Source organism: Saccharothrix deserti (assembly GCF_009769385.1).
In the GTDB taxonomy this organism is placed as follows: Bacteria; Actinomycetota; Actinomycetes; order Mycobacteriales; family Pseudonocardiaceae; genus Actinosynnema; species Actinosynnema deserti.
The window spans coordinates 154524-173073 of the sequence record NZ_ML775963.1; the positions used below are offsets into that span (position 1 = coordinate 154524).

At 70.7% G+C, this 18550-nt stretch carries 19 protein-coding genes and 1 tRNA gene; 9 read left to right on the forward strand and 11 right to left on the reverse strand.

Annotation, left to right across the window (positions count from 1 at the left end; translation table 11 throughout):
- Nucleotides 1–24 precede the first annotated feature (24 nt).
- Together FM051_RS09450 and FM051_RS09455 are read right to left on the reverse strand one after the other, a co-directional pair.
- Nucleotides 25–768: an FkbM family methyltransferase gene (locus tag FM051_RS09450; RefSeq protein ID WP_158842530.1), complete on the reverse strand. Its 744-nt coding sequence runs from the start codon at nucleotides 766–768 to the stop codon at nucleotides 25–27.
- A gap of 35 nt (nucleotides 769–803) precedes the next feature.
- A complete protein-coding gene (locus FM051_RS09455; protein WP_158842531.1) occupies nucleotides 804–1649 on the reverse strand; it encodes a hypothetical protein in 846 nt (281 codons plus the stop codon).
- Between the two features lie 198 nt (nucleotides 1650–1847).
- Between FM051_RS09455 and FM051_RS09460 the strand changes: the two genes are divergently transcribed.
- Nucleotides 1848–1920: transfer RNA gene (locus FM051_RS09460), tRNA-Arg, on the forward strand.
- A 140-nt stretch (nucleotides 1921–2060) separates the two neighbouring features.
- Here FM051_RS09460 and FM051_RS09465 read toward each other — a convergent pair.
- The 6 genes from FM051_RS09465 to FM051_RS09490 all read right to left on the reverse strand — a co-directional run bounded on the left by FM051_RS09465 (nucleotide 2061) and on the right by FM051_RS09490 (nucleotide 9782).
- On the reverse strand, nucleotides 2061–2825 hold the full coding sequence (locus FM051_RS09465; protein ID WP_158842532.1) for a hypothetical protein: 765 nt from the start codon (nucleotides 2823–2825) through the stop codon (nucleotides 2061–2063).
- A 209-nt stretch (nucleotides 2826–3034) separates the two neighbouring features.
- Nucleotides 3035–3712 (reverse strand): response regulator, encoded by a 678-nt coding sequence (locus tag FM051_RS09470; protein WP_158842533.1) that lies wholly within the window; start codon nucleotides 3710–3712, stop codon nucleotides 3035–3037.
- Complete coding sequence (locus FM051_RS09475; RefSeq protein WP_158842534.1) at nucleotides 3694–4803, reverse strand: hypothetical protein; 1110 nt, start codon at nucleotides 4801–4803, stop codon at nucleotides 3694–3696. The genes FM051_RS09470 and FM051_RS09475 overlap by 19 nt, the downstream gene beginning before the upstream one ends.
- The gene (locus FM051_RS09480) at nucleotides 4796–5914 is read right to left on the reverse strand and encodes a sensor histidine kinase (protein WP_158842535.1); all 1119 of its coding nucleotides are present in this window, start codon (nucleotides 5912–5914) and stop codon (nucleotides 4796–4798) included. The genes FM051_RS09475 and FM051_RS09480 overlap by 8 nt, the downstream gene beginning before the upstream one ends.
- Before the next feature lie 176 nt (nucleotides 5915–6090).
- Nucleotides 6091–7221, reverse strand: coding sequence for an alpha/beta hydrolase family protein (locus FM051_RS09485; RefSeq protein WP_158842536.1), 1131 nt, complete (start codon nucleotides 7219–7221; stop codon nucleotides 6091–6093).
- Nucleotides 7222–7448: 227 nt separating this feature from the next.
- On the reverse strand, nucleotides 7449–9782 hold the full coding sequence (locus tag FM051_RS09490) for an ATP-binding protein (protein WP_238412258.1): 2334 nt from the start codon (nucleotides 9780–9782) through the stop codon (nucleotides 7449–7451).
- 168 nt (nucleotides 9783–9950) lie between these two features.
- On the opposite strand from FM051_RS09490, the gene FM051_RS09495 reads away from it, so the two are divergent.
- Nucleotides 9951–10136, forward strand: a complete 186-nt coding sequence (locus FM051_RS09495) for a DUF5999 family protein (protein ID WP_158842537.1) — start codon at nucleotides 9951–9953, stop codon at nucleotides 10134–10136.
- A gap of 219 nt (nucleotides 10137–10355) precedes the next feature.
- On the opposite strand, the gene FM051_RS09500 is transcribed toward FM051_RS09495, so the two are convergent.
- Together FM051_RS09500 and FM051_RS09505 are read right to left on the reverse strand one after the other, a co-directional pair.
- A complete protein-coding gene (locus FM051_RS09500) occupies nucleotides 10356–10523 on the reverse strand; it encodes a hypothetical protein (RefSeq protein ID WP_158842538.1) in 168 nt (55 codons plus the stop codon).
- A 98-nt stretch (nucleotides 10524–10621) separates the two neighbouring features.
- Nucleotides 10622–10966, reverse strand: coding sequence for a helix-turn-helix domain-containing protein (locus FM051_RS09505; protein WP_158842539.1), 345 nt, complete (start codon nucleotides 10964–10966; stop codon nucleotides 10622–10624).
- A gap of 163 nt (nucleotides 10967–11129) precedes the next feature.
- Between FM051_RS09505 and FM051_RS09510 the strand changes: the two genes are divergently transcribed.
- Both FM051_RS09510 and FM051_RS09515 read left to right on the forward strand, forming a co-directional pair.
- Nucleotides 11130–11360, forward strand: a complete 231-nt coding sequence (locus tag FM051_RS09510) for a transcriptional regulator (protein WP_158842540.1) — start codon at nucleotides 11130–11132, stop codon at nucleotides 11358–11360.
- 189 nt (nucleotides 11361–11549) lie between these two features.
- Nucleotides 11550–12413, forward strand: coding sequence for a tetratricopeptide repeat protein (locus FM051_RS09515; protein ID WP_158842541.1), 864 nt, complete (start codon nucleotides 11550–11552; stop codon nucleotides 12411–12413).
- Between the two features lie 136 nt (nucleotides 12414–12549).
- On the opposite strand, the gene FM051_RS09520 is transcribed toward FM051_RS09515, so the two are convergent.
- Nucleotides 12550–13731, reverse strand: a complete 1182-nt coding sequence (locus FM051_RS09520) for a Fic family protein (protein WP_158842542.1) — start codon at nucleotides 13729–13731, stop codon at nucleotides 12550–12552.
- Nucleotides 13732–14174: 443 nt separating this feature from the next.
- Here FM051_RS09520 and FM051_RS09525 point away from each other — a divergent pair, with 443 nt between their 5' ends.
- Genes FM051_RS09525 through FM051_RS09545 form a run of 5 tightly spaced genes read left to right on the forward strand, consistent with a single transcriptional unit; the run spans nucleotide 14175 to nucleotide 18473 of the window.
- Complete coding sequence (locus tag FM051_RS09525) at nucleotides 14175–14663, forward strand: toxin-antitoxin system HicB family antitoxin (RefSeq protein WP_158842543.1); 489 nt, start codon at nucleotides 14175–14177, stop codon at nucleotides 14661–14663.
- A gap of 40 nt (nucleotides 14664–14703) precedes the next feature.
- Nucleotides 14704–15543: a DUF4097 family beta strand repeat-containing protein gene (locus FM051_RS09530; protein WP_158842544.1), complete on the forward strand. Its 840-nt coding sequence runs from the start codon at nucleotides 14704–14706 to the stop codon at nucleotides 15541–15543.
- Nucleotides 15544–15571: 28 nt separating this feature from the next.
- Nucleotides 15572–16747, forward strand: coding sequence for a cytochrome P450 (locus FM051_RS09535; protein WP_158842545.1), 1176 nt, complete (start codon nucleotides 15572–15574; stop codon nucleotides 16745–16747).
- A gap of 29 nt (nucleotides 16748–16776) precedes the next feature.
- A complete protein-coding gene (locus FM051_RS09540; protein WP_158842546.1) occupies nucleotides 16777–17703 on the forward strand; it encodes an ATP-binding cassette domain-containing protein in 927 nt (308 codons plus the stop codon).
- A complete protein-coding gene (locus FM051_RS09545) occupies nucleotides 17700–18473 on the forward strand; it encodes an ABC transporter permease (protein WP_158842547.1) in 774 nt (257 codons plus the stop codon). The genes FM051_RS09540 and FM051_RS09545 overlap by 4 nt, the downstream gene beginning before the upstream one ends.
- Nucleotides 18474–18550 lie beyond the last annotated feature (77 nt).

The following is an 18550-nucleotide window of genomic DNA, read 5'->3' on the forward strand; positions in this document are numbered from 1 at the left end:
TTTCAGGCTCTGATCAGGGTCTTCTCACGCTTTGAACAGGTAGTTCCGCACCCGGCCGTCGATCCGGTCGACCTGCCGCCAGGCGTTGCGGTGCCAGGCGTGCATGCGGTAGCCGCGTTCGGCGAGCCAGTCCTGGACGTCCCGGGCCCGGTAGCCGAAGCGCAGCACGTGCCGTTCCTCGATCTCGAGAAGAAGTTTCGGTCGAAACCTCTCGATCGTCTCCGAACCGCCTTGCAGCACGCGGAGTTCCGCACCCTCGACGTCGGCCTTGACGAAGTCCAGCCGGTCGATGGCGTTGGCCGCGACGAACCGGTCCAGGGTGTCGGTGCGGACGAGGACTTCGAGGTGGTCGGTGAACTCGGCGTTGGAGCCCAGCCCGTCCGCGCCCGAGGTGAGGAACGAGCGGCCGGTGACCGGTGTGCCGTGGCGCACCGGGACGCTCATCACGTCACGGCCTTCGGCGACGCCCAACGCCACGGAGTGCCGCACGACGTTCCGGCCTTCGCGGGGTCGGAGCAGGTAGGACAGCGCGGGGTGCGCGAACACCAGCGGCTCGATGCTGTGCACTGTCCCTTGTGGACCGACGAGGCGGGACAGCGAGACGGTGTAGAGGCCGAGCGCGGCGCCGATGTCGACGCACACGTCTCCGGGTCGCACCACGTCGCGCAGGCCGATCAACTCGGGTTCGACGAACGGCGTCAGCCGGGCGAGGACGCGCAACGCGCCCGCCACGGCCGCGCCGCGCACCTCGGTCAGGTTCTGGGTCACGGTGACCACATTAGGGACTGCGTCGGATTTTTTGGCTAAGTCAGCGGCTTGGCGCCGTTCTGGTGGTGGGGGAGGCCGACCTGCTCGGCGAACTCCGCGGCGACGGTGGAGCCGCCGTAGATGCCGAGGGCCTTGGCCAGGTGGAGGCGGACGTCGGCGCGGTGCCCGTCGTCCAGGCGCGGGAGAGCGCTTTCGAACGAGGTGACCAGCGTGTCGGCCCAGTGCTGGTCGCGGCGCTGGGAGGCGATGCCGACGAGTTCGGCCAGGTGCCGGCTGAGGGCGACGGCCTGCTCGACCTGGTAGCCGTTGCGGACGAGCCACCAGATGGTGGCGGTGGAGAGGTCGGTCAGGACCTCGTCGCGCAGGTACTTGATCTCGGCGCGTTCGGCGTCCCGTTCGGCCTGGCGCATGGTGGTGGTCTGGAGGAGCTCGATGTGCTTGCGCGCCATCTCCAGGTCGTGGTCGTCGGCGGTCAGCTCGATGCCGTCCGCACGCGCCCACACGTGCGTGCCCTCGACCTGCCGTTCGGCGGCGAGTTCGGCCCCGAGCTGGTGCTGCAGCGGGGCGTGGTGGACGAGCATCGCCCGTTCGGTCAGCGCCTTGGCCCGGTGGATGATGTCGTTGACGGCGGCGCTGCGCGGTGCGGTGTGCCGCACACCGGTCGTCAGGTCGACCCGCCAGTGGATCGTCATCCGGGCCTGGAAGTCCAGCCCGTAGACGGCGCTCGGGAGCGGCGTCTCGAACGGGTGCTGGTGGGAGGTCGAGGCGGGGACGAACGTGTACTGCTCGGCGTCGACGGGGCGGGCGCGGAGCCGACGCCACCAGGCGCCGACGGAGCCGAGGGGGCCGGGACGGAAGTCAGGCCAGGGTCTACTGCTCATGGGATGGCTTTCGTCGGAGGGCGATATGCCCCTTCTGTACCTCACTTGACCGATGCGGAACAGATGAGGTCGCCCACTTCCCCCAGACAGCCGAGGGGTCGCAGGCCCCACCTAACCCAAGGTGCACACTCCTAGGCCCACCGAGTGACAACCCCTCCACCCAAAGCCCTACCCACCACCCGGTAGGCTGCACCACGCGCCCTCGTAGCTCAGGGGATAGAGCATCGGTTTCCTAAACCGTGTGTCGCAGGTTCGAATCCTGCCGGGGGCACTCACCTTTCGCCGGGTGAATCAGGCCCTGGCCAGCGGAAACGCGGCCGGGGCTTGATCTTTTAGGCTGAGCTGTCCCGCCTTCACGCTGGGCTGGAAGCCGCATCGCCTGCCGCCTGCGGGCCGATGTCTGCCGGCTCGTCAGTCTTCGTCCGGCACTACCTTGCCGATCGCGATGGTGGCCAGTGCCGTCGCCCCGCCCTTGACGTTCGCACCATCGGTCTGGTTGGCGTACACGACGGAGTAGACGACGTTGTGGTAGCGGACGACGAGCTCCACCGTCCAGTCGACCTTCCTCTGCTCCACGAGCAGAGCGTCGTCGGCGCCTTTCACGTTCACCGCGACCCCAGTGCGCACGCGGCGCTCCAGGTGCTCCTTCGCCCTGTCCACGCCGGACATCGTCATGTTGGCATGGTAGACGTAGCTGGTCACGATCACGTGTGACGGGCGGACCTTCTCCTTGATGAAGTCGGGGTTGTTCCACATGCACTGCCCCTGGTCGTACGACTCCCCGACACCCGGGTTGGCCGAGCCCTCCTCGTAGTCCATGCGGCCGGGGATGTGGGGAGCCACCTCCGCCTCGTCGAACATCGCGCAGCCGATCGGCGCCTTCTCCAGGTCCTGGGAGGCGTCCACGGCCGGCCGCGCGTCGGCGGAGTCGTCCATTTCGAAGAACACCCAGTACCCGGCGAATGCCAGGCCGAGCACGAGGACGACGGCCAGCACCCCGATCACCACGCCGGCCTTGTTGCCGCGCCGCGGTGGTGGTCCCCCTAAATACTGTTGCGGGTAGTGCTGACCCTGCTGCGGATGCCCGTACTGCTGCCCTTGCTGCGGGAACTGCGGCTGATGCTGCGGGTACTGCCCGGGCTGCGGGTAGTGCTGTGGCGCACCGGGGTGCGTCATCGGACCTCCTCGACAAGGGCCTTCGTGTGACACATCCAGACAGAGCACCCCGCGTTTCAACGGCGATTCCGCAACGTCCGCCGCGGGTTCTCCGGCCACGCCCCGCACCTACCCCTCGAAGGCACGGGCGAGCTGGATCCACGACCAATGCAACGCGCTCGGTGGAGAGCGTACGGGCGCGGCGGTTTCCCCGGTGTCCGGTGAACGCCCTACAGCGCGGTATCGGTTTGGTTGAGTTCCGCGAGCGTGATGAGCCCGTCGTCGAGCGCCCGGCTCACGAGTTCGCTCTTGGTGCGGGCCGTCCGTCCGGCGTTCGCGTACTTCACCCGCACGCGCGCGATGTGCGTGTCGACGGTCTTCACCGTGATGTTGAGCTTGGCGGCGACGAGTTCCTTGGACGACGAGGTGAACCACGCCCGCAGGACTTCCGCCTCACGCGGTGACAGGCGTGGCCGGTCGGGTGCGTCGTCGGCGACGAGCGCGCCCGACAAGGACGGCGCGGTGTAGGGCATGCCCTGTGCGGCGGCCCGGACGGCGGGGATCAGGTGCTCCAGGCCTTCCCGCTTGGTCAGGTAGGCCAGCGCACCGAGGTCGACGCACTTGAGCGCGGTGGCGGCGTCGGCGTGTTGGGAGTAGACGACGACGCGGCGGCCACTGTCCACCAGCCTGCGCAGCTCGGTGAAGTCCGGTCGGCCCGGCACCAGCTCCAGGTCGAAGATCACCACGTCGGCGGTGGCACCCGGGCCGGTCCAGACGTCGGCGAGCCGGTCACCGGCGTCGACCAGGCGGATCGCCGGGGAAGCCTGCTCGCACCAGTAGCGGACGCCCGCGCTGATCGCCGCGTGATCGTCGACGATCACCGCGGTGATCACGTCGTCGGCTGCCATCGGGCCTCCATCCAGACCGTCTCGCCGTTGCCGAGCACCTCGACCCGCACACCGGGCGTCGCCGGGCGCGGCGGCTCGACCTCGCCGCAGTCCGCGACGACGTTGACCGACACCAGCTCGTGGTCGCCGACCACGGTGACCCGCGCCCACGAGGCGGCCGTGGCGAGAGCGGTCAGCGCGGCGTCGGTGAGGTCCCGCCGGACGGTGACGGGCGGTGTCGGCCAGTGGCCGCGTGCTTCCAGCTCCACCACGACGCCCTTGCGGTCGGCGACGTCGGCGCAGTGGCGCAGCTCGTGCAGCAACGGGTTCGTCACCACGTCCGTCTCCGCGCACAGCCGCCGCATCCGGGCCGCCTCGATCGCGCTGCGTCGCTGGACCGAGGCGTCCTCGGGGTTGAGCGAGCCGTCGGCGAGCCCGGCCAACAGCGGGATCGTGCCGTCGGCGAGCTCGGCGAACCGCTGCTGCCTGCGCCGGTGCGACTCCGCCGTGACGGCCTCCTCGGTGCGCACCCGCTCGATCTCGGCGCCGGCCGCCGCCGCTTCCGCGGCGAGCCGGTTCAGCACCGCGGCCACCACCGCCACGCACAGCGGGAAGCCGATCACGTTGACCGAGCCCGTGGCGAGCCGCGCCAGGTCGCCCTTGTCGACGTCGTCGAACAGGACCAGGTTCAGCGCGGCGATCAGCTCGTGCGCCGACAGGAACGCCACCACGGTCCGCAGTGGACGGTCCAGCAGCACGACGAGCCCGACCCAGTTGGCCGCGCCGAAGACCCAGTCCACGCCGGACGCCGTGCGACCGTCGGGCAGGGTCGCGGCGGACAGCACCGACGCGGCCAGCACGACGGCGACGGCCGGCAGGCGCAGCCGGCCCCACGGTCGGCGCCGGACGAGCAGCACGGCTTCGACGGCGAGCACAGCGGCCAGCGCCGCGAACGCGCCCACCTGCGCGAGCGGGAATTCGTGGGATCCGAGGTGGCGCACCAGGTTGGCGAGGCCGAGCCCGCAGACGACGGCCACGCTCACGAGCAGGATCGCGGTCCGCAGGGCGAGCAGCAGCTGTGCCCGCGTCTGCCCGCCGACGGCGTCACTCACCGCGGGCACCCCAGGCCAACCGCACGGCGGTGCCCGCACCGACGCTGGAGCTGACCGCCGCCGTGCCGCCGATACGGCTCAACCGGCCGCGCACCGACTCCCGCAACCCGCGTCGGGTGGCCGGGACGTCGTCGACCTGGAACCCGTTCCCCTCGTCGACGATGTCGAGTCGCACCCACTGCTCGTCCGCGCCGAGCCGGATGACCGCCCGTCCGGTGCCGGCGTGCCGGCGGACGTTGTTGAGCGCCTCCCTGGTGGCGTCGGCCAACGCCGTCGCCACCTCGGACGGCAGCGGAAGCCGGTCGGGGGCGTCGAACTCGACGTCCAGGTGCACGGCCTCGATCTCGGCGTCCAGCAACCGGACGAGGTCGGTGTGCCGGGCTGCCCGGGTGTGGTCGGTGCGCAGCCTTTCCAGGTCACGGCGCGCCTGCGGCGCCAGCCAGGCGGTGTCCCCGCGAACCTGCCCGCTGCCGACCATCAGCAGCGTCGCGGCGGCGGTGTCGTGCAGGGCGGCGGCGAATTCCCGTTCTCCGGCGCGCACGGCCGCCGCCACCAGCGAGTCCCGACGGGCCTGTGCGGCCTCGGCGGCCATCCGGTCGGCCCGCGCCGCGGCACGCCGGACGAGCAGCCACGCCGCTCTGGACAACGTGGCCGCCACCAGCACCCACGCCTGCCCGACCAGCAGGTCGGGGTCCGCTCCGGCGGCGCTGGTGGTGATCATCAGCCCGCCGTCGACCGCGAGTGCCGCGACACCGCCCGCCAACGGCGAGGTGTGCCACTGGTAGGTCACGCAGGCGAACGTGACGAGGAGCCTGATCCAGCCGATGTTGGTGTGCTCGACGGCGTCGGTCACGAAGATGCTCAGGCACACGCCGAGCAGCACCACCACGTCCACCGCGACCGGCAGCGGGCCGTCGGTCCTCTGCAGCCACCACCCGTACCCGCACGTCCACACCACGGCGGCACCGACGACGAAGACGATGGCCGGCAACTGCGACGGCGTCGCCCTGAGCAGGGCGACCGCGGCGATGGGCAGCAACGTCGCCAGGCGGACCACCACCGCGTACCGACGGCCGAACCGCCGCAGCCGACGTTCGGCCTGCCCCGCCATCCCCCACCCCGCCTCGCACTCGCCCCACTACCCACGCGGCGGCGACGTGGCGACTTTACCGGCAACACGGTCCGAATAGGACAGCTCGGCAAGGGGTTTCCGCCGGCGGAGCGGCTGCTCGACGGGCCGCGACCGGGGTTCGGTCTTCCCCACCTCGTTGTCGGCGCGTCGCCGACCTACTCGCAGGTCTTGGTCTCCACGGCGCAGAACTTCACCTCGGGGTAGCGCGGCGACGGGGTGTCCAGCAGGGGTTGGGGCCTGTTGCCCAGGTGCAGGTCGAAGAACGCCCGGGTGTACCGGCGGGTGATCTCCGTGGCGCGGGCAGCGGGCAGCTCGGCTCCGCCGTCGAGGCCGAGTTGCTCCCCCAGCAGGCCGACGTCGGTGAAGGAGGCGTGTGTGACGCCGGACACCACGAGCCACCGCTTCCACCCGGTCAGGTGCGGCCAGTCACGTTCCCAGGAGAACGCGTTAGGGGTTCCCGGGGTGTAAGCGGATTCCCTGCCCATGAACAGGAACGGCCGCGACAGCCCGGTGTCCGGGATCGGCGTGTGCGTGACGCCGTCGACGTCGATCCCGGCGCGCAACCGGGAGTCGGCCAGCATGGCGGTCATGGCGCTCGCGCCGCCGACGGAGTGGCCCGCCATCGCGATCCTGGCCGGGTCGATCAGCCGGGCCCACTTCTGTTGCGCCCCGGTCAGTTCGTCGAGCACGAACGAGATGTCGACGGCCCGGCCCGCCTCCAGCTTGTCCCAGAACGTCGGGTCGTGCGGGATCTCGCACGAGGCGCAGGTGGCGACCCGGCCGTCCGGGAACGTGGTGGCGGGGTTCTCGTAGGTGTGATCGACCGCGGCCACCACGTAGCCGTGGCTCGCCAGGTCTTCGGCCAGGCCGGTGAGCGTCTTGCGGGACTTGGTGTAGCCGGGCGACAGCACGACCAGGGGCAGGCCGCGCGTGCGCCCGGTCGGCGTGGCGTCCTTGACCGCGTTGGTTCGCGTCGTGCTGAGCACGTCGTACGGCAGCCCGGTGATGCCCCCGTGCTTCAGCATGAGTTCCGACTCCGTCGGCGTCATGTACTGCGCCCGCGGCCCGCCCGAAGGCTTCGCCGGGTACCACAGGGAGACCATGAGCTCCCTTTCCTCTTCAGGAACCCACGGGTCGGGGCGCGAGGTGTCCGTCAGGTGCAGGGACGTGGTTCCGATCGAGTGCGGACCGGTGGGTTTGGACAGGTGCGGCGTGCCTCCCGAGGCCGCGGCAGGCACGGACAAGGCGGACGCCGCCACGGCGAGGAGCCCGGCAACGGCCGTCATGCGGCCACCCGGGACCGGCGGCTTCCCGTGTCGGGGACTCGCGTCGCGCGGTTCGATCGCCGGTGTGGTCATGATCGGACTCCCTCGGTCGTCGCATCTGGTCCGGTGGACGCTAGAAGCGCTCCCGGTCCGGGCGCGTCGGTCGACGGAGGCATTTCCGGTACCGCACGAGGATGAGGCCGGCCGACGTCATCCCTGCGATGTAGGCGACCGGTGTACCAGGGGGTTCAACGGTCGGCGCGGCGTTCGGCGACCCACGTGGCGATCTGGGTGCGCGAGGTGAAGCCCAGCTTGGTCAGCACGTTCTCGACGTGGGTCTCCGCCGTCCGCAGGGCGATCACCAGCCGGGCCGCGATCTCCTTGTTGCTCAGGCCCTCGGCGACCAGGTGGGCGATCTCCAGCTGCCGGCGGGTCAGGCCGGGACCCGTGTCGAGCGATTCGTCGGGCGATGCCGGCTTCGCGGTCTTCTCCTCCAGGGCGTACGCGATCACGTCTTCCAGACCGAGCGCCTTGCCCTCCTCGAACGCCGTCCGGAACGCCTCCGCGCCGATCTCGCCGGTGGCCCGTGCCGCGATCTGCTCGTCGACGGCGGCGTAGGGCGGGGCCTCGTAGGTCTTCGCCCCGCTCAGCCGCCACACCGCGGTGGCCGCGCCGAGCAACCGCGCCGCCCGCTCCGGCCGGCCCGCTCCCTCCGTGCACCAGGCCAGCGCCTCCAGCAGGTAGGCCAGGCCCGTCCAGTCCCGGGCCGCCCGTTGCAGCCGGATGGCGTCCTGGCTCAGCCGCTCGGCGTCGCGGTGGTCGCCGGCACGCCACTTGTGGACCGCCACCGCCCACAGCCCGTAAGCCCTCGTCCACGTGGCGTCATGGGTCTCGCACAGCTCCAAGGCCTCTGCCGCCGCGTCGGCGCCGCGTGGGTCGTCGCTGAACAGGGTCGCCGCGGCCAGCAGGATCAACGAGTCCGCGAGCCCGAGCAGATCTCCGACCTCCCGGTGTCCGACGACCGCCTGTTCCAGCAGCGCGCACGCCGCCGGCACCTCACCGCGGTGCAGTGCGGCGAGGCCTGCGGCCTCGGCGTGGTGGGCGCGCAGCGGGTCGTCGTCCAGTTGCTCGGCGAGGACCTCGCACTCGGCGAGCATCCGCCGGGCCGAGTCGGCCTCGCCGAGGTGGACGGAGATGAAAGCGCAGGTCCACAGCGCCTCGGCACGTGAGCGGGTCGGCTCGGGGTCCGCTTCGAGCGCCCTGGTCAGCCAGCGGTGGCCTTCCCGCAGGAAGCCGCCGGAGAACCAGAAGTTCCACAGGCGGGAGGCGATGTCCGTGGCGGCGCGGACCCGCCCGGCTCCGGTGAGGGCGAACTCGATCGCGATCCGCAGGTTCGGGTGCTCGCGGATCATCCGCTGGACCCAGTCGAGCTGGTGCGGGCCGAAGGACTCGGACCGGTACCGCTCGGCCAGGCGCACGTAGTGCTCCAGGTGACGGGCCCGTACGGCATCCTCGTCGCCCGAGCCCGAGCCCGAATCCGACGACGCGAGCCGCGCCCGCCCGTACTGGCGGATCGTCTCCAACATCCGGTACCGCGCCGTCCGGCCGTGCGTGTCCGGGTCGCGGATCAGGATCGACTTGTCCACCAGGCCCGCCACGAGGCCGATCACGTCCGCTACGGCGATGTCACCGCCCGAGCCGACGGCCTCGGCCGCGTCCAGGTCGAACCCGCCCGCGAACACCGACAGCCGGGCCCACAGCGCCCGCTCCTCGGGCAGGCACAGGTCGTGGCTCCAGTCGATCGCGCCCGCGAGCGTCTGCTGACGTGACGGCGCGGTGCGGCTGCCCCGGTTGAGCAGCTTGAGGCAGTCGTCCAGCCGGTCGTGGATGTCGGCGAGCGACAGCGTGCGCACCCACGCGGCGGCCAGCTCGATGGCCAGCGGGATGCCGTCCAGCCGACGGCAGATGCGCACGACCAGGTGCCGGTTGCGCTCGTCGACGGTGAAGCCGGGCAGCACCGCCGCCGCGCGGTCGGCGAACAGGTCGACCGCCTCACAGCCCGTGGTCCGGTCCGTGTCGTCGGGCACCGGGAGCGGCGGGACCACCATCGTCTGCTCGCCCGCGATGCCCAGCACGTGCCTGCTGGTGGCGAGCACGCGCAGGCCGGGCGCGGCGCCGAGCAGCTTGCCGACCAGAATCGCGCACGCGTCCACGAGGTGTTCGCAGTTGTCGAGCACCAGCAGCAGCCGCTTGTCCTCGAGGTGCTCGGCGAGCCGTTCCGCGGGCTCGACCGACGCGTCACGCAGCCCGAACCTCGTCGCCACGCTCTGCGCCAGCAGGGAGGGGTCGTGCAACGCGTCGAGTTCCACCCGGTAGACGCCGTCCGGGAAGGTCCGCCGCGCCTGGTCGGCGATCCGGAGCGACAGCCGGGTCTTGCCCACGCCGCCCGCACCGGTCAGGGTCAGCAGACGGTTGGCGGACAGCAACCGCCTGGCCTGCTCCAGCTCACGTCGGCGGCCGATGAAGCTGGTCAGCTCGGCCGGCAGCCCGACCGTCGGATGAGGCACCTCCGCGACGACCACGGTTCGACTCCCGTCTCCCCCGTCAAGGGCCAAGCGTACGGACTTGAGCAGTGGATACGTAGTTCTCCCGATGACCGGCGGGCGCGACGAGCGCAGTCTTTAGTCACGTGGTCCAGAACACAGAGGTCGGTTGAAGGATTGGCCGTTGGACCGTCAGGAGCGTCAATCATGTGCCAGCACGAACCCCGGTGCCCGTCAGGGACGGACTCGAACGGCCAGTGGGCGCGGATCACCACCTCCCACCCGGAGCAGGGCTGGTACCTGCTGTGCAACGGCGTGGTGCTGTTCGACGACGGTGGCCTGATGCTGTCCGACCACCGCGTCGTCGCCGCCACCTACGCCGCCGCCGCCTGAACCAAGGCGGAACCACGATCTCGGCCGCCGAGCGTCCCGACCGCTCGGCGGCCGGCTTTCTGGGGGTGTCCAGCACGGCATCCCCTCGTGCCGCTAGCGCGCCGCCTGGCCGCGCTTTCATGTCTTGCGAGCTCTTTCGCGTCTCCTAGCTACCGAGCTCATAAAAAGCGACGAACCTGACGGGGTCGGTCCCCGTCAGGTTCGTCGTGTGTGTGCCCCTCAGGCCGTCTGCTTTTCCGCATCCTGCTCGTCGATGGTGCCGACGACGCGGTCACACCGCAGCCGCCACGTGCCGACGTGCAGCCACTGCCTGCCGACGCGGTTCGTGACGAGCACCGTGTCGCGCAGGCAGCGCGGGCAGGGCTGCGGGAGCGAGTCGATGGTCATGGCGAACTCCTCGTGGTTCCGACCACGGTCGTGGTGCGGTTGGCTACCACGATGTCGGCCGAGGGGTCGGTGACACATCGCCAGACCTACGTAGGTGACTACGTATCACTCGGGGACGAGCGCTTGAGGCGGCGGCTCAGTTCGGCCACCAGCTGCTGGTCGGTCAGCGCCCCCGGGTCGGGACTGCGCATCCCCTTCATGCCCGCTTCCTCGGGGAAGATCAGCTGCGCCTCCACCATGACTTCCAGCGGGCTGATGCCGAACGCCTTGGCCACCAGCCGGGCGGTGTCGAGGGTGGGGCGCTCGCCCCTGCGCCATCGGGTGAAGGCGCTGCGGTCCAACCCGGTCAGCTCGCTCAGCCGCGCCGTGGTCATCCCGTGGTCGTCCAGTTGGCGCTGGACCCAGTCCCACCAGGGCGAGTCCGCACTCTCGTCTGTGGTCACCCGCCCATGGTAGCCGCGCGCACGCAACGCTCGTTGCGCAGTCCCCCCAGGTGGGCCCTGACCTGCACGTTGTGTGCACACAACATTAGTTGCGCATACACCACACACTGCTAGCGTTGTGCGCACACACCACACGTTGGGTGCGCACAACACGAGGCGGACCATGCCGAACACGATCAAGCTCCGCACCGATGTCTTCACCAAGGCCGCGCGGCTCGCGGGCTTCGAGTCGGACTACTCCCTGGCCAAGGCGATGGACGTGAACCGGTCCACGGTCGCGCGCGTCCTCAGCGGCGAGCTCCAGCCCGGTCCGGCGTTCATCGGCGGCGCGTTGACGGCGCTCGCGCCGATGCAGTTCGACGACCTCTTCGAAGTCGTCTCGACCCGGCAGTGAGGCCGGTCCCGGTGTCCCGGTCGAGCGCATGTGCGACCGGTTTCGCCGAGAGTCCGCCACTTCAGCGGTGTGCGCATTCACCCGAAGGGGCGAGACTCGTGATCATGTGACGTCGCAGAGCGATGAGACCAGTGGTCCACCCCCTACACGTCGGTCCACCAACACGGGGACCCGGAAGGATGACACCAGGTGAGCGACGCCCCACGGCACGCGGCCTCGCGGTTGCGCCAAGACCTGCTGGTCGCCCGGCAGACCCCTGGACGTGCCTGGTTCGACGCACACCGCGACCACGTCCTGGCCACCCTCCGCGACACGATCGGTGAACCCGAGACCGCCGTGGCGCTGTTCGCCGACGTGTGGCCGGCGGTCCCGACCGACGTGGACGAAACGTGGTCGCGCGAGTTACTCGACATCGGTGCCGCACTCGCCGCCGCACTGCCCACGTCCCTCCTGCTCGCCACGGCCTTCCGCCGTGCCGCCGAATCGCTGCGCGCGCAGGGGGCGCTCCGGCTCGCCACCGTCGCGGGCATGCGCGAGCTGGCGATCCACCGCCTCCGCGACGACGACCCGGACGCCGCTTCCGCCGCGTTGCACGACCTGGCGGCGACCTACCGGGCCCAAGGCCGGATGCACAAGGTCGTCGAGTGCGCCGACGAGGCGCTGGAGCTGTACCTCCTGCACGGTGACCAGCCCGGAGTGGCACGGGCGCTGGTGCACCTCGGCTCGTTGATGATCGAGGTCGGCCGGTTCGACTCGGCGGTCAACTACCTGTCCCGCGCGGACAAGGTGTTCGAGGAGCTGCCGGGGACCGCCGAACGGGCCGGGTGCCTGACCCTGCTCGGCCGGGCGCTGTGGCTGTCCGGCGACCGGGCCGTGGCCCACCGGCGGTTCAACCGCGCGCTCGCACTGCTCATCGGGACCGACGACGTGGCGGCGCAGCGGGTCCGTGACCTGGTGGCCGAGCTGGAGTCAGTCCCGGAACAGGTGGACCAGGGCCACGCCGACCTGGATCAGCAGGCCGACGACGACGCGGACTCCCGGCATGATCCTTGACCGGTGACGTCGGCGGCAGTCCTTCCTGCGGCAGCCGGCACGGCGGCACTGCGGGGACGGGTGGTCGGGGGATGCGCTCATCGGTGTTGTCGCGTTCTTCCAGGTAGTGACGGGGTAGTGGCAGGTCGGGGTCAGGTCAGGCGGTGGTGTCGGGGTTGCCGGCCAGCAGGCGCAGCACGTCCCGGCACAGGAACACCCGGCGGTAGCCGCGGAACTCCCACGGGACGAGGATGCCCAGCTCGACCAGGCGTGCGGTGATGTCGGTGGCGGCCTTCGCGGTGAGGCCGTACCGCGTGCGCAGCGACCGGTTGTCCACGGCGGGGAAGCCGATCAGCTCGGCGGCGACCCGGGGCAGCGTCCCCTTCTTGGGCAGCCGCGCGGCGTAGTCGGCGGCCAACGCCTCCAGGTGACCGATCAGCCGCAGCTGGGCGACGGCCTGGTCGCGCACGGCGGCGGCGAAGAAGTCCACCCAGCGGTCGATCCGGCCGGTGTCGACCACCGCGCGGATCTGCCGCTGGTACTCGGCCAGGGCGTTGTCCAGCCACACCGACAGCGGCAGGACCTGGTCGCGCACCAGCCCGCACCGCACCATCTCCAGCGTGGAGAACGCGCGCGCGACGTGCCCGTTGGCGGTCGGGAACGGCTGCAGCACCTCCAGCTGGTAGTGCGCGAGCGCGATCTTGGCGATCCTCGGCTGCTCGTCCTCCTCTCGCACCCACGTGGACCACTGCTCCAGCAGCGCCACGAGGTGCGCGCCGGTCGCGGTCAGCAGGTAAGCGCGCTCGTCGCTGACACCCAGTCGTCCCGGCGCACGGCGCAGCACGTCACCGATGTGGTGGTGGCCGGGGGCACGGCCGGTCATGATCGCGGCCACCTCGCCCACCAGTTCGGCGTCGACCGCCGCGCCGGCGCGGACGCGGGCGAGACCGTGGTCGAAGGCCCGCAGGAACGGCGCGACCAGCTGGGACGGCGCGGCGCTGTCCGCGGGCGGCGTGCCGTCCTGGGAGGCCAGCAGGTCCGCCGCGAACGTCTCGCGCAGGCCGACCGCCACCCCGGACAGCCCGGCCGAGCTGTTCGCGTCACGTGCCTGCGTCGCCCGGCCGAGGGCGGACCGCAGGCCCAACCGGTCGGCCGCCTCGTCCAGCCGACCGAGCGCGTGCTCCGCCTCGGCGCACCCGCGGTAGGTCGCGACGGGCAGCGCCAGGTCCGACGGCAGCGGCGGCGGCAGGTAGGCGCCTTCGCGCCGGAGAGCTTCGGGGATGCCGGGGAGGTGCGGAACCGGCGACCACTGCCCGGTGGACAGAGGGCGGAAATTCATGGGCGAAAGGCTTGCACGACGGCTGACGCCTTGGCAAGGCGTTCAAGAGCCAAAGTGAAGTGGCGATCGACTTCACTACACATCCGCCAAGATCAGTTCGCTAGGCCGTTCGAGTTAAAGTTCGACCGGGGTCCGCAAATCTGCGGACAACAACTGCCGGCAAGCGTATATACGCAGCTCAGCACGGGCGCTGCGAGCGCACACCCAACACGCCGGAGGATTCCAACCAGTTCCGCACGAGCTGCATTATTCCAACCGAGGTGAACGGCCCGAACCCCGCCCAAAGCGCCGCACCACGTTCCAAAATGGACCACCGGTCTCATTGAAGGGCATTTTCACTCGAACGAGTGACGACTACGCCCGAAACCCGGTCGCAACCCCCGCCGCCGGCCGTGACGCCACACGGGCTTGCAGTGGTGCCACACTGATGCCATAGTGGTGCCATGGACTTGACGCCGTACGTCGACAACCTTCGTCGGGCGCTCGCCACCGCCGCGGAGGCCGGTGGCGCGGATGCACGGGCACTGGCCGAACAACTCGTCGCGCCGCTGGAGTACGCGGTGCGGTTGACGCTGCTAGAGGCACTGTCGGCCGCCGTCGACGAGATCACGCGGGACTTGGCGCCGGGGTCCGTCGACGTGCGGTTGCGGGGCCGGGACCCGGAGTTCGTCGTCTCGGTGCCCGATGGTGCCACAGAGGGCCAGGGTGATGCCATGGAGGTGCCACCGGTGGTTTCCGAGGAGGGCGCGGTCGCGCGGATCAACCTGCGGCTGCCCGAGCACCTGAAGGCGCGGGTCGAAGACGCCGCGAGCCGGGAAGGCGTCTCCGTCAACGCCTGGCTGGTGCGCGCCGCCGCGGCCGGACTCGGGCACGGCGGCCGGACGTCCGGCCGCACCGCGGCCGGCCAGCGCTACACCGGCTGGGTCCGCTAGCTGCGCAAACGCTGATCAGACTCGTTCACAGGGGACAGCCATGCCTTCTTTCAGCACGCCCGAACCCATCACGCTCACCCTCGACGTCGCCGTGGGCGACGCCCGGATCGTCGCTGGCGAGCGCGACGACACCGTGGTCGAGGTCAACCCCGGCGACCCGGACAACGGCAACGACGTCAAAGCGGCCGAGGGCACGACGGTCGACTTCACCGCCGGCCGCCTCACCGTCAAGACACCCAAATCCCGCAGCATCTTCGGCCGGCCGGGCTCGGTCACCGTCATCGTGCACCTGCCCACCGGCTCGCAGGTCGTCGCCAACGGCTCGCTCGCCGACTTCCACGCCGAGGGCACGTTGGGCGAGTGCCGCTTCACCACCTCCGCCGGCCACATCCGGCTCCAGGGCACGGCCGCCCTCAAAGTCGACACGTCCTACGGCGACGTGCTGGTCGACCAGATCACCGGCCGCGCCGAGCTGACGACCGGCAACGGTGAGCTGCGCGTGGGTCGCCTCGACGGCCCCGGCACGGTCAAGAACACCAACGGCGCGACCCGGATCGGCGAGGTCACCGGCGACGTGCGGGTGAGCGGGGCCAACGGCGACATCCTCGTCGGCCACGCCGGCGGCGACGTGCACGCCAAGACCGCCAACGGCCACATCCGCCTCAACGAGGTCGTGCGCGGCACGGTCGTCATGGAGACCGCGGCCGGCGGGCTGGAGGTCGGCATCCGCGAGGGCACCGCCGCCTGGCTGGACGTGCGGTCGACAGCCGGTCACTTCCGCAACGAGCTGTCGAGCACGGACGCGCCGACCGAGTCCGACGAGCGGGTCGAGGTGCGCGCCCGCACCCAGTTGGGCGACATCGTCATCCACCGCGCGTAAACCACAACACCATTGGGGGACAACAACAATGTGGGACACCCACCCGCAGCAGTTCTGGCTGCGCGGAAAACGACCCGACCACGTCGTGGAGTACGACGAGAACCTGGGCTTCTGGAACGTCTACGGCTACCCGGAGGCCGTCGAGATCCTGGGTGACTGGGGCCGGTTCTCGTCCAACATCTCCCGGCTGTTCCCGGCGGCCGAGTCGCTGTCCGAGGGCGACCTCCTCAAGATGGACCCGCCGACCCACCGCAAGCTGCGCCGCCTGGTCAGCCACGCGTTCACGCCGAAGGTCGTGGCCGACCTCGAACCGCGCATCGCCGAGCTGACCCGCGAACTGCTCGACACGGTCACCGACAACGAGTTCGAGCTGGTCCGCGACCTCGCCTACCCGCTGCCGGTGATCGTGATCGCCGAACTGCTCGGCCTGCCGAGCAGCGACCGCGACCTGTTCAAGCAGTGGGTCGACAAGATCTTCGAGGACACCAACCAGTTCTCGCTCAAGGACTTCGAGGACGACGGCGAGGCCAAGCAGCAGGAAGAGCTGCGCAAGCAGCTCGACGACATCGCGCCGATGACGGACTACCTGCTCGAACACGCCGCGGAACGCCGCCGCAGCCCGCGTCCCGGCCTGCTCAGCGACCTGGTCCACGCCGAAGTGGACGGTGAACGCCTCTCCGACACCGAGGTGGTCAACTTCACCACCCTCCTGCTGGTGGCGGGCCACATCACCACCACCATGCTGCTCGGCAACACCGTGCTGTGCCTGGACGCGAACCCGGACCAGTCCGCGAAGGTCCGCGAGAACCGCGGCACCATCCCGTCCGCCATCGAGGAGTCCCTGAGGTTCCTCAGCCCGTTCCCGGCGGTCGCGCGGATCACGAACAAGCCGGAGACTGTCGCCGGCGTCGAGATCCCCGCCGACCAGCTGCTCATGGTGTGGGTCGGCGCGGCCAACCGGGACGCCCGCCAGTTCTCCGACCCGGACACCTTCGACATCGCCCGCGCTCCCGCGCACCTGGGCTTCGGCCGCGGCGTGCACTTCTGCCTCGGCGCGCCGCTGGCCCGGCTGGAGGGCCGGATCGCGCTGGACATCCTGCTGGACCGCTTCCCTCGCCTGCGCACGGACCCGGACCGGCGCCCCACGTTCATGCCCTCACCGAACCTCACCGGCGTGCAGACCCTGCCGCTGCTCACCGACTGACTGCGGTCATCAACCAGAGGGGAACGACCATGGCCATCACGGCCACCGGACTGCGCAAGTCCTACGGCGACCACGTCGTGCTCGACGGTCTCGACCTGCGGGTGGAGCCCGGCACCGTGTTCGCCCTGCTCGGCCCCAACGGCGCGGGCAAGACCACGACCGTGCAGATCCTGTCCACGCTCATCTCCGCCGATCGCGGCGAGGCGAAGGTCGCGGGCCACGACGTGGTCCGCAACCCGGCCGGCGTGCGCAAGGCGATCGGCGTCACCGGCCAGTTCTCCGCCGTGGACAACCTGCTCACCGGCGAGGAGAACCTCATGCTGATGGCCGACCTCAACCACCTGGACCGCCGGGAGGGACGCCACCGCACGGCGGAGCTGTTGGCCCGGTTCGACCTCGTGGACGCCGCGAAGAAGCCCGCCGCCACCTACTCCGGCGGTATGCGCCGACGCCTGGACCTGGCGATGACGCTGGTCGGCGAGCCGAGGCTGATCTTCCTGGACGAGCCGACCACCGGCCTGGACCCGCGCAGCAGGCACGCCATGTGGGAGGTCATCCGCGGCCTGGTCGCGGGCGGCGTCACGATCTTCCTGACCACCCAGTACCTGGAGGAGGCCGACGAACTGGCCGACCGGATCGCCGTGCTCAACGGCGGCCGGCTGGTCGCCGAGGGCACCGCGGCCGAGCTGAAGCGGCTGATCCCGGGCGGGCACGTGCGGCTGCGGTTCGCCGACGCGCACACGCTGGACCTCGCCGCCAAAGCCCTCGACACGGCGTCCCGCGACGACGAGGCGCTGACCCTGGACGTGCCGGGCGACGGCGGCGTGCACCAGTTGCGCGCCCTGCTCGACCGGCTCGACGACGCCGCGATCGACGTGCAGGACCTGTCCGTGCACACCCCCGACCTGGACGACGTCTTCTTCGCCCTGACCACCGAGAGGACCACGCGGCGATGAGCACCCTGGCCATCCGCGACACGACCACCCTGTTGCGCCGCAACCTGCGGCACATGCAGCGCTTCCCGATGATGTCGATCGGCTCGCTGCTGATGCCGGTGCTGATGATGCTGCTGTTCGTGCACGTGTTCGGCGGCTCGCTCGGATCGACCCTCGGCGGCGGCGCGTCCTATGTGGACTACCTGGTTCCGGGCATCCTGGTGATGACGGTCGGTGCGAGCGCGGCCTGGACCGCGGTGAACATCAACAGCGACATGAGCGAGGGCATCATCGCCCGGTTCCGCACCATGGCGATCTCCCGGTACTCGGTGCTGACCGGGCAGGCGCTGTGCAGCCTGATCAACACGGTCGGCAGCCTCGCACTGGTGATCGGGGTGGCCGTGCTGACCGGGTTCCGCCCGGCGGCCGACTTCACCGACTGGCTCGCCGCGGCCGGTCTGCTGGTGCTGCTCACGCTGGCGTTCACCTGGCTCGGCATCGCCTTCGGCCTGGCCGCGAAGACGCCGGGGGGCGCGAACAGCTCGTCGCTGCCGTTGCAGTTCCTGCCGTTCATCAGCAGCGCGTTCGTGCCGACCGACTCGATGTCGAGCGGGTTGAAGTGGGTCGCCGAGAACCAGCCGTTCACGCCGATCATCGACACCCTGCGCGGGCTGCTCATCGGCACGCCGATCGGCGACAGCGGGTACTGGGCGGTCGGCTGGTGCCTGGTGCTCACGGCCGTCGGCTACACCTGGGCGCGGTCCCTGTTCAACCGCGATCCGTCACGCTGAACCGCCGAGGCGTGGGGGGGGGGGGGCGGGGGGGGCCGGAGCACACGCCGGGGCGGAGCCACCACAACGGCCAACAC